17 protein-coding genes and 1 tRNA gene are annotated in these 12906 nt (G+C 53.1%); 3 read left to right on the top strand and 15 right to left on the bottom strand.

What is annotated here, in order from left to right; genetic code table 11:
- Positions 1-693: 693 nt before the first annotated feature.
- The 3 genes from QZ279_RS04260 to QZ279_RS04250 all read right to left on the bottom strand — a co-directional run bounded on the left by QZ279_RS04260 (position 694) and on the right by QZ279_RS04250 (position 1530).
- Positions 694-768 (bottom strand) — tRNA-Gln (locus QZ279_RS04260).
- A gap of 65 nt (positions 769-833) precedes the next feature.
- On the bottom strand, positions 834-1418 hold the full coding sequence (locus QZ279_RS04255) for a mechanosensitive ion channel family protein (RefSeq protein ID WP_293448349.1): 585 nt from the start codon (positions 1416-1418) through the stop codon (positions 834-836).
- Positions 1405-1530, bottom strand: coding sequence for a hypothetical protein (locus QZ279_RS04250; protein ID WP_293448347.1), 126 nt, complete (start codon positions 1528-1530; stop codon positions 1405-1407). The genes QZ279_RS04255 and QZ279_RS04250 overlap by 14 nt, the downstream gene beginning before the upstream one ends.
- A 164-nt stretch (positions 1531-1694) precedes the next feature.
- Here QZ279_RS04250 and rpe point away from each other — a divergent pair, with 164 nt between their 5' ends.
- Positions 1695-2372 carry a ribulose-phosphate 3-epimerase gene (gene rpe, locus QZ279_RS04245; protein ID WP_293448345.1) on the top strand — a complete coding sequence of 226 codons (678 nt, stop codon included), beginning with the start codon at positions 1695-1697 and terminating at the stop codon, positions 2370-2372.
- Positions 2369-2758 carry an META domain-containing protein gene (locus QZ279_RS04240; protein WP_293448343.1) on the top strand — a complete coding sequence of 130 codons (390 nt, stop codon included), beginning with the start codon at positions 2369-2371 and terminating at the stop codon, positions 2756-2758. Before rpe ends, QZ279_RS04240 begins: the two co-directional genes overlap by 4 nt.
- On the opposite strand, the gene recO is transcribed toward QZ279_RS04240, so the two are convergent.
- From recO to folK, 12 genes are all read right to left on the bottom strand, one after another.
- Positions 2745-3479, bottom strand: coding sequence for a DNA repair protein RecO (gene recO / locus QZ279_RS04235; RefSeq protein ID WP_293448341.1), 735 nt, complete (start codon positions 3477-3479; stop codon positions 2745-2747). The genes QZ279_RS04240 and recO overlap by 14 nt on opposite strands.
- Positions 3480-3809, bottom strand: a complete 330-nt coding sequence (locus QZ279_RS04230; RefSeq protein WP_293448339.1) for a DUF1491 family protein — start codon at positions 3807-3809, stop codon at positions 3480-3482. It lies immediately after the preceding gene.
- A complete protein-coding gene (gene era, locus QZ279_RS04225; protein ID WP_293448337.1) occupies positions 3806-4765 on the bottom strand; it encodes a GTPase Era in 960 nt (319 codons plus the stop codon). Before era ends, QZ279_RS04230 begins: the two co-directional genes overlap by 4 nt.
- The gene (gene rnc / locus QZ279_RS04220; protein WP_293448335.1) at positions 4758-5444 is read right to left on the bottom strand and encodes a ribonuclease III; all 687 of its coding nucleotides are present in this window, start codon (positions 5442-5444) and stop codon (positions 4758-4760) included. Before rnc ends, era begins: the two co-directional genes overlap by 8 nt.
- Before the next feature lie 4 nt (positions 5445-5448).
- Positions 5449-6285, bottom strand: a complete 837-nt coding sequence (lepB, locus tag QZ279_RS04215; RefSeq protein ID WP_293448333.1) for a signal peptidase I — start codon at positions 6283-6285, stop codon at positions 5449-5451.
- 78 nt (positions 6286-6363) lie between these two features.
- Positions 6364-6777, bottom strand: coding sequence for a holo-ACP synthase (gene acpS, locus QZ279_RS04210; RefSeq protein WP_293448331.1), 414 nt, complete (start codon positions 6775-6777; stop codon positions 6364-6366).
- Positions 6774-7403 carry a LysE family transporter gene (locus QZ279_RS04205; RefSeq protein ID WP_293448329.1) on the bottom strand — a complete coding sequence of 210 codons (630 nt, stop codon included), beginning with the start codon at positions 7401-7403 and terminating at the stop codon, positions 6774-6776. The genes acpS and QZ279_RS04205 overlap by 4 nt, the downstream gene beginning before the upstream one ends.
- A complete protein-coding gene (locus QZ279_RS04200; protein ID WP_293448327.1) occupies positions 7400-8149 on the bottom strand; it encodes a pyridoxine 5'-phosphate synthase in 750 nt (249 codons plus the stop codon). The genes QZ279_RS04205 and QZ279_RS04200 overlap by 4 nt, the downstream gene beginning before the upstream one ends.
- Positions 8150-8213: 64 nt before the next feature.
- Positions 8214-8879: a DUF2062 domain-containing protein gene (locus QZ279_RS04195; protein ID WP_293448324.1), complete on the bottom strand. Its 666-nt coding sequence runs from the start codon at positions 8877-8879 to the stop codon at positions 8214-8216.
- The gene (locus tag QZ279_RS04190) at positions 8869-11025 is read right to left on the bottom strand and encodes a bifunctional (p)ppGpp synthetase/guanosine-3',5'-bis(diphosphate) 3'-pyrophosphohydrolase (protein WP_293448353.1); all 2157 of its coding nucleotides are present in this window, start codon (positions 11023-11025) and stop codon (positions 8869-8871) included. Before QZ279_RS04190 ends, QZ279_RS04195 begins: the two co-directional genes overlap by 11 nt.
- Positions 11026-11078: 53 nt before the next feature.
- The gene (gene rpoZ, locus QZ279_RS04185) at positions 11079-11432 is read right to left on the bottom strand and encodes a DNA-directed RNA polymerase subunit omega (protein ID WP_293448321.1); all 354 of its coding nucleotides are present in this window, start codon (positions 11430-11432) and stop codon (positions 11079-11081) included.
- Positions 11433-11524: 92 nt separating this feature from the next.
- Complete coding sequence (gene folK, locus QZ279_RS04180; protein WP_293448318.1) at positions 11525-12076, bottom strand: 2-amino-4-hydroxy-6-hydroxymethyldihydropteridine diphosphokinase; 552 nt, start codon at positions 12074-12076, stop codon at positions 11525-11527.
- A 152-nt stretch (positions 12077-12228) separates the two neighbouring features.
- On the opposite strand from folK, the gene QZ279_RS04175 reads away from it, so the two are divergent.
- A complete protein-coding gene (locus QZ279_RS04175; RefSeq protein WP_293448315.1) occupies positions 12229-12801 on the top strand; it encodes an NYN domain-containing protein in 573 nt (190 codons plus the stop codon).
- Positions 12802-12906 lie beyond the last annotated feature (105 nt).

Here is a 12906-nt window from a genome sequence, read left to right as displayed (position 1 = left end):
GACAGTGACGAACAGATCCAAGATCCACTTACCTTCAGAGCCCCTTTCCAAATCCGTAAACGCGGTGTGGAAACCAAGCTGATCTTTGCAGATGCACCATCCCAGTAAACTGGACAGAACAACGCGCATTGATCGCGACTCTTTAAACTCCCACTTCAACCTCGTATCGCGGAAATGGCCACCTCAGACTGATGGACTATTTGCGCCTAGTTCTGAGCCACGTTCCAGTCTGCATTACAAACCCAACGGCGTAACCCACGGATAAGTCGCCACTATCTCGCGCCACACTCGTATCGGCTATGTCAGAGGAAGGTACTGGCTGGGCGGGTAGGATTCGAAACCACGGTACACTCTTGTTTCTAACCCATTGAAAACACGCCACAAATTGAGCGTAAAATTAGGCCAGACCGTTGATTTTGAACAATAATTCAGCTTCTAAACTTGCTTTAATATTCGAGATCAGAACGTGATTTTCCGACGTGTCAATTGCGAGAAGTCAAGTCCGTCGGGAGTCGCTCGGCATCGTTTTGGCTCAACCTCGTATCGCCGAAAAGCCTGTCTCAGACTGATGGCATATCTGCGCCCCATTCAGAGCCACGTTCTAGTCTGCATTACAAACCCAGCGGCGTAACCCACGGATAAGTCGGCACTATCTCGCGTCACACTCGTATCGGTTATATCAGAGGAAGGTACTGGCTGGGGTGGTAGGATTCGAACCTACGGTACATGCTACCAAAAAGCATTGCCTTACCGCTTGGCTACACCCCATCAGTGAGGCGTTATTTACGCGGGTGATACGCGGCAATCAAGCCTATATTTGAAAAATATTTGCGTTATTCTTCGGGGGCTTCTCGGCGCAAAAGATCATCGGCTTCTGTGACTTTGCGTTCCGCGTCGACAATCTGCTTGAGCGCTGCATCCGTAACGGCCTGCACGTCCATAGTCACTTGGCTTTCCTCAAAAATATCCGCCTCGCGTGCAAGGCCGTCGCTGTGATCAGAACGTTGCTGTGCTGCTGGTACTGCGGGGCTCGCTAAGGTAGGCGAGAGAATGCGATAGGTTGGTTCTGGCATCTGTACGCATGCTTTTTCAAGGGCGAGCTTTACCAATCGAATCGATTCACCTCGCGCAGCAGCCAAGGATGATTTGTGCTGTTCGATCCACCCCGTGCATGTGATTGAAACCGTACTGTCCCCGATTTCGTCAATCCAGACCGCAGGCGCGGGGATTTTCAATGCGAAGGGCAACTCTTGTAACTTTTCCAGAGCAATGCGTTGGGCGTCGACAAAGTCCGTGTCTGGTGCAAGCCCTAGCGAAAACATGAAACACCGTTCGTCGTTGCGCGAAAAGTTCACGATACGACTTTTGAAGACCGTCGCGTTAGGGATACGGATGTGGTTGCCGTCAAAGCTCAGCAAGAATATCGCGAATACGTACGGCCATCTCCGCGTCTTGCGTTGCGCTATCTTCGACCTCAATCGTGCCCGCGGGCTGGTTTTCCGTTTGGGCGACAAGCGTGAAAGGAAACATGAGCAGGCATAAAATCAACAAAATGCGCATTGGAAATCTCTTTGGTCTTTGAAAAGGAATGCGCCGATTTAACCACCTTCTCTGCGTTTGGAAAACCCCCTATCGCAGGGCAACGCCGCGCGGTATGAAGCGAGCAATGCAGAATCCAGCCAGAAAGCCACCCCATGCCCTTTGAACGTTCCGTCAAAATCGCCCCGTCCATTCTGTCCGCTGATTTCGCCAACTTTGGCGCTGAAATCGAAGCAGTTGAGGCCCAAGGTGCCGATTGGATTCACGTTGATGTCATGGATGGTCACTTCGTGCCAAACCTGAGCTTTGGCGCGACCACATGCGCTGCGATCCGTCCCCACATCAAAACCGTGATGGACGTGCATTTGATGATCTCGCCCGTGGACGCCAACATCGACGGTTTTGCGCAGGCGGGTGCGGATTTCATCACGGCCCATGTTGAAGCAGGCCCTCATATTCACCGCACCTTGCAAGCCATTCGCGGCGCAGGTGCAAAGGCAGGCGTTGCCTTGAACCCAGGTACGCCAGCAAGCGCTGTCAAAGACCTTTTGGACGTATGCGATCTAGTGTGTGTGATGACCGTGAACCCCGGTTTCGGTGGTCAGAAATTCATTCCACTGCATTCCAAAATCGCAGAACTGCGCGCGATGATTGGCGATCGCCCGATCCACATCGAAATTGATGGCGGTGTGACGCGCGAAACAGCCAAGGGCTGTGTTGAGGCAGGTGCAGATGTGCTTGTCGCAGGATCCGCCGTGTTCAAGGGTGGTACTGTCAGCAACCCAGCGCCCTATGGCGAAAACATCCGTGCGATACGGTCCAGCGTTAAATGATACGCATTCTTGCACTTTTCTCGCTTATGTTTGCTACAGCCTGCATCGGTGATGAAACTGTCGCGAAATACGGCGCGGCGGGTAAAGTTTGGACCTTGGTGGGAATTGATGGTGAGGCCTTCACCGCACGCGCAACGATGGAATTTGGTCAGGACGGCGCAGTATCAGGTCAGGCCCCGTGCAATCGTTTTTTCACGAAACAGACCCAGCCTTATCCTTGGTTTAAAACTAGCGCTATCGGATCGACCAAGATGGCCTGCGCTGATCTGAAAAGCGAAGCTGCTTTCTTCGAAGCCCTTGGCGATATGAGCTTGTCGGAAGTTTCCAAAACCACGCTGCTTTTAGCCAATGATGCGGGCCGTACAATGACCTTCAAGGCTGAGTGATCTGGCGATTGAAAAGATCGACGTAGCGCCCTCGTGCCTCTGGCAAAGCGCGATTACCCAAATTACGCGCGAGCTTTTCACTTAGGAAATAGCCCGTGGTTTGAAAGGCTTGCGCAATCTCTGCATCCGCGCCCGTGCCATCCCCTTTTAGGATCGGTGGCAAAGGCAGCAATTTATCCGCCCATTCCCCTGCGCCGTGTTCACTGACCGCACGGCCCGTGCGCGGAGAGATATAACGCAGGTCTCGGTTCGTCCCCGTCACTGCACAAGCGGACAGATCCAGACCCATCCCGCAGGCTTCCAGCAGCGCGATTTCGAAGCGGAGATAGGCCAACGGCCAAACCTCGTGCTGACCCATCAAATCAAGCAGTTGTTCGCATTGTTTATAAAGCTTGGCATCTGGCTCACGTTCAGGCAATGCAAAGCTCAGAAGCGCTGTCACAGCGTTCAACCCTGCCAGTGACATGCGATCCGCCAAAGCCGCCGCCGCGCGACTGCGCAGGGGTTCAACAGTGTATGTTCCCAAATGGTCCTCAAGCCGCGCGCGCCAGCTGACGTCTAGCTGCGCACCAGGTTGCAGAATGGGTGCAATCTTGCGCGACACACCACCGCGCACGATGCCAAAATGGCGCCCATGCTCTACGGTGAAAACATCAACGATCGCGCTGGTTTCACCGTGGCGGCGCACAGAGAGCAGAATTCCCTCGTCGCGCCATTCCATCTATTCCAACCCCTGTTGATCCAGCAATGTGCGCCCTGCCCGATCCTCAACCTCGATCACCCAAACGTCGCTATCAAATTGGCGTTGTTTGGCGATGGAAGCATCGACATCGCGCTCCTCGCCCTCGCTAAGGACGTCCCATTTGCGGGTGTCCTCCAGCAAGTCATAGCTACGCTGATATAGCTTGGCCTTGCCATCCAGCGTCGCGGATTTCACCAGAACCGCGCCTGCCGTATCGTCGCCGTGCGCAACAACAAACGCAGCAATATCATTGACCCGCAAACGCGCAAGGTAGGCATCGACCCAAAAGCGTGCGCTAAGCCGAATCATGCGTTCCCGTCTTTAAAGTTTAGGCCCATGTTCTCGTAGCGCTCGCTATCTTCTAGCCAGTTCGCGCGCACTTTAACCTGCAAGAACAGATGCACACGGCGACCCAAGAATTCTTCGAGCTCTTCGCGCGACGCTTTGCCAACCGCTTTGATCGTCTCGCCTTTGTTGCCCAAAACGATGCCCTTGTGACCATCGCGCATGACGTAGACCAGTTGGTCAATCTTGCAGGATCCATCTTTGCGCTCTTCCCAGTTTTCCGTCTCGACGGTCAGTTGGTAAGGCAATTCTTGGTGCAAGCGCAGGGTCAGTTTCTCACGGGTCATTTCCGCCGCGATCATGCGCAATGGCAGGTCCGCGATCTGGTCTTCTGGGTAAAGCCATGGACCCGCTGGTACTTCGCCCGCGAGCCATTCTTTTAATGCATCCACACCGTGGCCACGCTCGGCAGAAATCATAAAGGTCGCCACGAACGGATAGGCTTCGTTCATTTGCTCGGATAGCGCCAAAAGGACTTCGGCCTGCACACGATCAATCTTGTTAATCGCAAGCGCAATCTTTCGACCTTTGCCGATGCCTTCGAGGCCCTCGAGAATAGTCTTAACGCCTTCGGACACACCGCGATTGGCTTCGATCATCAGAACAACAACATCCGCATCCGTAGCACCGCCCCAAGCAGCAGCAACCATCGCGCGGTCCAAACGACGGCGCGGTGTGAACAGGCCGGGCGTGTCGACGAACACCAGCTGCGCGTCACCTTCAATCGCAACACCGCGAATACGCGCGCGTGTCGTTTGAACCTTGTGCGTCACAATCGAAACCTTGGCACCGACCATACGGTTGGTCAGCGTCGATTTACCTGCGTTGGGCTCACCGATCAGCGCGACAAAGCCTGCACGCTTTTGCGTGTTGCTCATTGTGTCTGACGTTTCTGTCGGGTTTTCTGGCGTATCAGTCATCTGCTGTAATCCTTGTCAGCAGCACTTGGGCCACTGCTTGTTCTGCAAGACGCTTGGAACCGGCTTGCGCGGTCTCTGTCTCGCCATTGTCGAGGCGGGCCTCGATCGTAAATAGGGGTGCATGATCTGGGCCGGAACGTGCAATTTCAACGTAGCGCGGGGGTGTCAGGCCACGCGATTGCGCCCATTCTTGTAGGCTCGTTTTTGGGTCGCGCGCGTCTTCTTCGACTGCGTTGATGCGTTCGCCCCATAGGCGCAGAACCAGCGCTTGGGCCGCATCAAATCCACCGTCGATATAAACCGCAGCAATCAGCGCTTCCATGGCATCGCCCAGCAACGCTAGCTTGCGACGTCCGCCACTTTTCATTTCGGAACGTCCCAAGCGCAGGACATCGCCCAGCTCAATCTCGCGGGCCACGTCGGCGCAGGCTTCTTTACGCACAAGCGCGTTGTAGCGCGGCGCAAGCTGACCCTCGGATGCTTTTACATCTGCACCCAAAAGCGCCTCTGCCATGACCAATCCAAGGACACGGTCCCCCAGAAATTCAAGGCGTTGGTTGTCGGAACGCGACGCGGAGGACATCGAAGAATGTGTCACGGCTTCTGTCAGCAATTCGCCCTGTTCAAAGCGGTAGCCAATGCGCTTTTGCAGCGCGACAAGATCAGCCGAAAGTTTCATCGACTCAATTGACCGCCTTGAAGAAGCGATCAGAGCGCCACGTCCAGAAGAACAACATCGAACGGCCCCCAGACGAGAACATCACACGATCAGCGCGACCAATCAGGTTCTCGTAGGGAACGAACCCTACACCACCCGCCGCATTTGGAACGCGGCTGTCAGAAGAATTATCGCGGTTGTCGCCCATGAAGAAATAGTGCCCCTCAGGAACGGAATAGACCGGAGTGTTATCGGATGATTGATTGCCGATATTCAGCACATCATGCTTCACACCATTTGGCAACGTCTCTGTAAAGCGCTCTTTGTTGCAGGTGCCGCCCTCGCCCACAGGACCATTGGCACAACGGGGGCGCAAACGATGGGGCCCTTGGGCTGCGGCGAATTCTTCGAAAACACCATTGGTTTCTTGTGGCGCCGCTTCGCCATTCAAGAACACAACGCCATTCTTAACCTGTACTTTGTCACCAGGCATACCGATCAAGCGTTTTACAAAGTCACGGCCTGACACTGGATGACGGAAGACAACAACATCACCCCGCTCTGGCTCGCCACCAAACAGGCGCGTGTTGTTACCATCCACAAATCCACAAAACTTGCTAGCGTCCAAATTGACGCCAAAACGTGGGATCACAACAGATGGGCAGGACGAATAAGAATACCCATACGCCATTTTGTTCACAAAGAGAAAATCACCGATCAACAGCGTGTCTTTCATGGAGCCTGACGGAATCCAGAACGGCTGAAAAAACAACGTGCGAAACACGCCTGCAATCAACAATGCGTAGACGATGGTTTTGATCGTCTCAATGATTGGATTGCCGGTTTTAGTTTCCTCGGCCATGTGCATTTCTCCAGTGGTGGTTAGCCGCTACATGAGGGCGGTTTTGCCTTATGTCAACCGCGCGGATAAACGTAGAGGTTAAGCAGGTGCGTTTGAAATTGGCTGCGCTTCGATCACGACAAAGGCCTGTGCCCAAGGGTGATCATCGGTCAACGTCACATGAATGGTCGCAACATGGCCTGCTGGCGTCATGGATTGCAGCCGCTTTTGCGCCCATCCCGTTACGTGCATCACAGGTTGGCCACTGCGCAGATTGCTCACGGACATATCCTTCCAAGCAATGCCCATGGCAAGACCCGTTCCTAGCGCCTTTGAACAGGCTTCTTTCGCTGCCCAGCGTTTAGCATAAGTACCAGCAACATCTTTTCGGCGCTCAGATTTGGCTTGTTCAACCTCGGTGAACACGCGATTTTTGAAACGATCACCAAAGCGTTCAAGCGTGCCTGCGATGCGCTCAATATTCGCGAGATCTGTTCCAATGCCTAAGATCATTGGTTTAGCGCGGGTGCTGTCAGAATTTTAAAGCTCGCGGCACCGAACAGGATCCCAAATCCGATCTCAAAGCCACGGCGCGCGCGGCGATAGCGTTCGACGATCCAAGGGCTGGAGAACAAGAAACCGTATCCAATGAAAACGAGGGCGGATACGCAGAGTAATTGCCCGTACAAGACAAACACAGCCGAAGGCGGCGCGCTTGCAGGCAAGGCAATCGCAAAGATCGCACCCCAGCCAAGCACTGCTTTCGGGTTCGTCAGGTGAATAGCAAGGCTCTTGGCATACACTTTACCCAAGCCCCCTTTTAGCGCGTTCTGCTCCGTCGTCGTGCCTGACTGCATCGCGGATCGAAACGATTTGAAGGCAAGGTAGCCAAGATACAACGCACCGACGTATTTCATCGTGGTAAATATCCACACGTTGGTCATCATGATCGCGCCCATACCCAGCGTTGATGCCAGCCCCCAAAACGCAGAGCCCGACAGAATACCAAACCCTGAAACAACACCCGCCACACGACCACGCGCCATTGCGGTTGCACTGATCGTTAGTGTGGCAGGGCCCGGTGATCCGCCACCAAGCCCCCACGCAAGCAAAAGCGCGCCTAGCTCAAAGCCTGTCACGCGCGCACCCCGTCCAAGATGCGGCGCATCTCTTGGATCGCAGGGCCAAGGCCACGAAATACCGCTTCACCGATGATGAAATGACCGATGTTGACCTCTTGCACCTGCGGGAGTGACGCAACGGGAATAACATCATCATATGTCAGTCCGTGGCCCGCGTGAACCTCAAGACCCAGATCATGCGCGTAAGCTGCCATTTCCGTCATCGCGGCCAATTCGGCATCGCGTGTTGCAAAATCACCCTCGGCATGCGCATCGCAATACGCGCCTGTGTGGAGTTCAATCACTTGTGCACCAATGCGATGGGCGGACTCGATCTGACCTTTGTCAGCAGCGATAAAGATCGACACCCGCGACCCCGCTTCGCGCAGCGGCGCGATGAAATGGGCCAGCTTGTTTTCGTCTTGGGCAACGTTCAAACCGCCCTCCGTCGTGCGCTCTTCGCGCTTTTCGGGAACCAAGCACACCGCGTGCGGTTTGTGACGCAGCGCAATCGCCTGCATTTCATCCGTCGCAGCCATCTCAAAATTCAGCGGGATTTTCAACGCATCCATCAGCGCATCAATGTCAGCGTCGCGAATGTGACGTCGATCTTCGCGCAAATGCGCTGTGATGCCATCTGCACCTGCCTCTTGTGCCACCAAAGCTGCACGGACGGGATCGGGCAATGCGCCACCGCGTGCATTTCGCAAGGTCGCCACGTGGTCGATGTTTACGCCTAAGCGTAATGGAAGCTTTTCAGACATCCGTATTGCTCCGAGAATGATGTACTAACAGATTAGCCCCCTGTGCCATGAAGGCCAGCCCTAACTAGCCCTGTTTGGGCTCTTTCTTGGCCGTTTTTTCGACCGCCTTCTGTTTCAAACGTGCCAAACGCGCTTTCAACACGCCTTTGTTACGGCGCTTTTGATAGGCTCGGATGACAGGCACAGACAGGTAATAACAAACGAGACCCGTGATCACACCTGGGATCAGCGCACCGATCATATAGGGATAGAAGACGTCGTCATAAAACTCGATGAGCCCGCGCCAGTCTGCGTCTTGGCCTGTAAATAGTGCCTTAAGGTTGACCCATAGATCACGGCTTGCGCCAACAAACATTTCGCCAAAACCATGACGTATGTGCGTCGTGTCTTCATTAATGCCCATTAGAAAATAACCCGTCTTTAAAGACGCATAGCCAATTGGAACAAATGTCAAAGGATTGCCAAAGAAGGTCGCAAGGACGGAGGCAAATAGATTACCATTCATCAAGCGCCCTAGCAGCAACGCCACAACAAAATGCAATCCGAAGAACGGCGTGAACGAGGTGAAAACGCCGACGAAAATACCCCGCGCGATGCGTTCAGGGGAATCTGGCAGACGGCGCACACGATGTTTGACGTAGTGAAACGCGCGTGTCCATCCACCCTTGGGGTAGATGGCTTCCCACGTTGCACGTAGCCAACTTCGTTTATCCCGGCGCTTAAATACCAAGTTCAGGTCCTATTTCAGAGACGCTTTCATCAGCATCCTTCGGGTTTTGATATCGCGCAACCTCGGCCACATCATCTTCGGCTGTCAAAACAGAAATAATCGAATGTAAGTGCTCTGCATCACGTAGCTCCACACTTAAAAGTAGCCGATAAAAATCGGGCTTACGATCGGTGAAGGATAAGTCAGAGATATTCGCTCCTTGCTCACCAATCAATGTGCAGATGCGACCTAAAACACCCGCATCGTTGCCTATCGTGACGTAAAGCCGTGCTGAGTGGATGGGCGGATGGATACCGGTTTGCCACCGCAAATCAATCCAACGCTGCGGTGAGTCTTCAAACTTGCTGAGTGCTTGGCAGTCAATTGCATGAACAATCACGCCACGCCCCCGCTGCGTGATCCCTACAATACGCTCACCCGGTAGCGGCTCGCAACACAAAGCCCGTTCATGGGCTTGGCCCTGCCCCATTCCCACAACAGCGCGGCCCACATCAATGCTTGTATCAGAATTTTTAACAAGCTCAGGATAAACAGCACGCACGACTTCGGACGCGGTCAAAACGCTCGAGCCAAGATTTGCTAAAACCGAATTGCCACCATCCAAACGCAATGTCTTTGCTGCAGTTTCAAGGGCTTTGTCGGTCGCTTTTCGCCCCACATTTTCAAAAGCAGATCGTGCAAGTTCTGCGCCCAGCTTGATGAATTTTTCCCGATCCTGTTCGCGCAAAGCACGCCGAATTGCGCTTTTGGCTTTTCCTGTTGCCGCAATATCAAGCCACGTGAATTGTGGTTGTTGCGCTTCTGCGGTTACGATTTCGACAGATTGACCATTCTTCAAACGCGTCCAAAGTGGCACGCGTAGACCGTCAACTTTTGCGCCAACACAGGCACTGCCAATCCGCGTGTGGATCGCATACGCAAAGTCCAGCGGCGTTGCACCGCGCGGCAGTTTCACAACCTCACCTTTTGGGGTGAAGCAGAACACTTGATCCGAATACATCTCAAGGCGAACAGCCTCAAGAAAATCTACGTGATCATCTTCTGCGCCAAATTGCTCGTTCAGGCTAGCGACCCACTTCACCGGATCAACAGCAAATGGATTTTTCGATCGCATACCGTCGCGATAAGACCAATGCGCAGCAACACCCGCTTCGGCCACATCATGCATTTGTTGCGTGCGAATTTGGACTTCCACACGTTTGCCATCGCGCCCTGACACGGTTGTATGGATCGAGCGGTATCCGTTCGTTTTTGGCTGACTGATGTAGTCCTTAAAGCGATCTGGAACCGCGAACCAACGTCGGTGGATAACGCCCAGCGCGCGATAACAATCTTCTTCCGAATTGGTGATCACACGAAAACCAAAGATGTCGGAAAGCCGCGAAAAGCCTTGCTCTTTCTCTTCCATCTTACGCCAGATCGAATAGGGCTTTTTTGCGCGTCCAATGATCTGCGCTTGGATATTATGCTCAGCCAGTTCAGCCCGCATGTCACCCGTGATTTTCTCGATTACATCGCCGGTTTCTTTTTGCAGACGAATGAAACGTCGAATGATAGATGCGCGCCCGTCGGGGTTCAAAACGCGAAACGCAAGATCCTCAAGTTCTTCACGCATCCATTGCATACCCATACGGCCTGCAAGCGGTGCGTAGATATCCATCGTCTCGCGCGCCTTCTGGATCTGCTTATCAGGGCGCATGGCCTTGATCGTACGCATGTTATGCAATCGATCTGCCAATTTGACCAGAATGACACGCATATCTTTAGCCATTGCCATAAACAACTTGCGAAAGTTCTCGGCTTGTTTGGTTTCACTGGAGCTAAGCTGAAGATTGGTCAGCTTTGTAACACCGTCTACTAACTTTGCGATGTCGTCCCCGAAAAGCTCAGCAACTTCAGTGTAGGTCGATTTGGTATCTTCAATTGTGTCGTGCAAAAGGGCCGTGATCAGGGTCGCATCATCCAGCAATTGTTCAGCCAAGATACCAGCAACGGCAATAGGATGCGTAAAATACGGCTCGCCCGAATGGCGAAACTGACCATCATGCATACGCTCGCCATAAGCGAATGCAGCGCGAATCAGCGTCTCATTGGTCTTCGGGTTGTATCTGCCAACTGTTGCAAGCAGCGCATCGGGGGACATCAGATCGTTTGTGACATCATCCATTTCGGGCCCAACGTGCCGTCAAGGCGAGGGGGTTAGCCCTGCCCTTGCGCTTCCATCAATGCACGAAGCAACTTTTCTTCGGACATATCATCGTCCGCAGGCTTGTCAGCTTCTGCGCCCATAAGAAGTGCCATTGCATCTTCTTCAGGCTCGTCGACTTCAATCTGGGTCTGGTTGGACTCGATCAGGCGCTCACGTAGATCATCGGCCAATTGTGTCTCGTCTGCGATTTCGCGCAGGGACACAACGGGGTTCTTGTCGTTATCGCGATCAACTGTGATTGCGCCACCGGCAGCGATTTCGCGCGCGCGGTGTGCTGCGAGCATAACCAAATCAAAACGGTTTGGAACCTTGTCGACGCAATCTTCTACTGTAACGCGAGCCATGGAGTTCTCCGATTTGGTGCGGTGGCGTGGAAGACTGCCTTTTAGTCCCCTAACCTATGCTTGACAAGCAGATATTCAAAGCACGGCGCAACTCAAATAGGGGTAACCTGAGTAATCTCGGACATGGGCAGTTCCAACAGCATCTGGCGCACCGACTTATTTATCACAGGATGCACCCAATCAGGCGCTACATCTGCTAATGGAACCAGGACGAAAGCCCGATCCTGAATACGAGGATGCGGCAAAACCAGTTCAGTTGGCGCTGCTTTTGCCTGCATTTCAGGGTTCAAACCGTACCATTTGTTGAATATTGTTAGATTGGGCAGAACGATGTCGTCCATTCCAATGAGATCTAGATCAAGCGTGCGTTGCCCCCACCTTTGAAGGCGTTCACGTCCAAACACCGCTTCGATGTTGTGCAATTGAATTAAAGTGTCCTTCGCTGAATGCGAACTTCGGATCGCAATCACCGCGTTCACATAGTCAGGCCCCGCATCCAGCGGGAAACACGGTGTTTGAAAGAATCGACTTACCGCGCGAATCGCAAAACCTGATCGGGCCACGCGCTCAATCGCCTGCGAGAGCGTTTTTTCCAACGTGTCATCGGTAGTCGAAAGATTGGCACCCAGCGCAACAAATTTCAAAGTCCCCGCATTTCCCATCCAACACCTTCATTTCATGTTCTCGACACTTGATTAAGATGTCGTTTCTCTCTTATCGTGGGAATCGGAAAAGTCGCAATATTTTTACCACTCACACACTCACGGTGCGACGGATCCATTTGAAAGGACATTTGATGTTTTACAAAGACGAACGGCTTGCGCTGTTCATCGATGGATCGAATTTGTACGCGGCTGCTAAGTCGCTTGGGTTTGACATCGACTATAAACTTTTACGGCAGGAATTTATGCGCCGTGGAAAGATGTTGCGCGCGTTTTATTATACCGCACTTCTAGAGAACGACGAATATTCACCTATTAGACCTTTGGTGGATTGGTTAAACTACAACGGCTTCACGATGGTGACCAAGCAGGCCAAAGAATACACCGACAGCCAAGGTCGCCGTAAGGTGAAAGGTAACATGGACATAGAGCTTACTGTCGATGCCATGGAACTTGCACCACGTGTTGATCACATTGTACTTTTTTCAGGTGATGGTGATTTCCGTCCCCTTGTTGAAAGCCTACAACGTCAAGGCGTTCGTGTTTCTGTGGTGTCTACCATTCGCAGCCAGCCACCTATGATTTCTGACGAGCTTCGCCGCCAAGCCGATAATTTCATTGAATTGGACGAACTCAAAGACGTTCTTGGTCGCCCTACGCGTGAACCAATGCCTGAGCGCGAACCTGCGGCAGTTGCAGCGCCCTAAAATTGAAAAGACCGGGCCAAGCGTCCGGTCTTTTCACGTCCATTCGATCACCGTTCCTCTGGACCCCAAGCACACGTCACGCTAGGTTTGAATCAGATACGCTCG

The sequence above is a fragment of the Planktotalea sp. genome (assembly GCF_018607965.1).
Classification (GTDB): Bacteria; Pseudomonadota; Alphaproteobacteria; order Rhodobacterales; family Rhodobacteraceae; genus Planktotalea.
The sequence above is the reverse complement of the archived record's forward strand: the minus strand, read 5'-3'. Positions and strand labels throughout refer to the sequence as shown.

Excerpts from the sequence above, each read along its gene's own strand:
- QZ279_RS04250 (WP_293448347.1), bottom strand. The coding sequence starts at position 1,530 with ATGTTTCCTTTCACGCTTGTCGCCCAAACGGAAAACCAGCCCGCGGGC.
- rpe (WP_293448345.1), top strand. The coding sequence starts at position 1,695 with ATGCCCTTTGAACGTTCCGTCAAAATCGCCCCGTCCATTCTGTCCGCT.
- QZ279_RS04240 (WP_293448343.1), top strand. The coding sequence starts at position 2,369 with ATGATACGCATTCTTGCACTTTTCTCGCTTATGTTTGCTACAGCCTGC.
- recO (WP_293448341.1), bottom strand. The coding sequence starts at position 3,479 with ATGGAATGGCGCGACGAGGGAATTCTGCTCTCTGTGCGCCGCCACGGT.
- QZ279_RS04230 (WP_293448339.1), bottom strand. The coding sequence starts at position 3,809 with ATGATTCGGCTTAGCGCACGCTTTTGGGTCGATGCCTACCTTGCGCGT.
- era (WP_293448337.1), bottom strand. The coding sequence starts at position 4,765 with ATGACTGATACGCCAGAAAACCCGACAGAAACGTCAGACACAATGAGC.
- rnc (WP_293448335.1), bottom strand. The coding sequence starts at position 5,444 with ATGAAACTTTCGGCTGATCTTGTCGCGCTGCAAAAGCGCATTGGCTAC.
- lepB (WP_293448333.1), bottom strand. The coding sequence starts at position 6,285 with ATGGCCGAGGAAACTAAAACCGGCAATCCAATCATTGAGACGATCAAA.
- acpS (WP_293448331.1), bottom strand. The coding sequence starts at position 6,777 with ATGATCTTAGGCATTGGAACAGATCTCGCGAATATTGAGCGCATCGCA.
- QZ279_RS04200 (WP_293448327.1), bottom strand. The coding sequence starts at position 8,149 with ATGTCTGAAAAGCTTCCATTACGCTTAGGCGTAAACATCGACCACGTG.
- rpoZ (WP_293448321.1), bottom strand. The coding sequence starts at position 11,432 with ATGGCTCGCGTTACAGTAGAAGATTGCGTCGACAAGGTTCCAAACCGT.
- QZ279_RS04175 (WP_293448315.1), top strand. The coding sequence starts at position 12,229 with ATGTTTTACAAAGACGAACGGCTTGCGCTGTTCATCGATGGATCGAAT.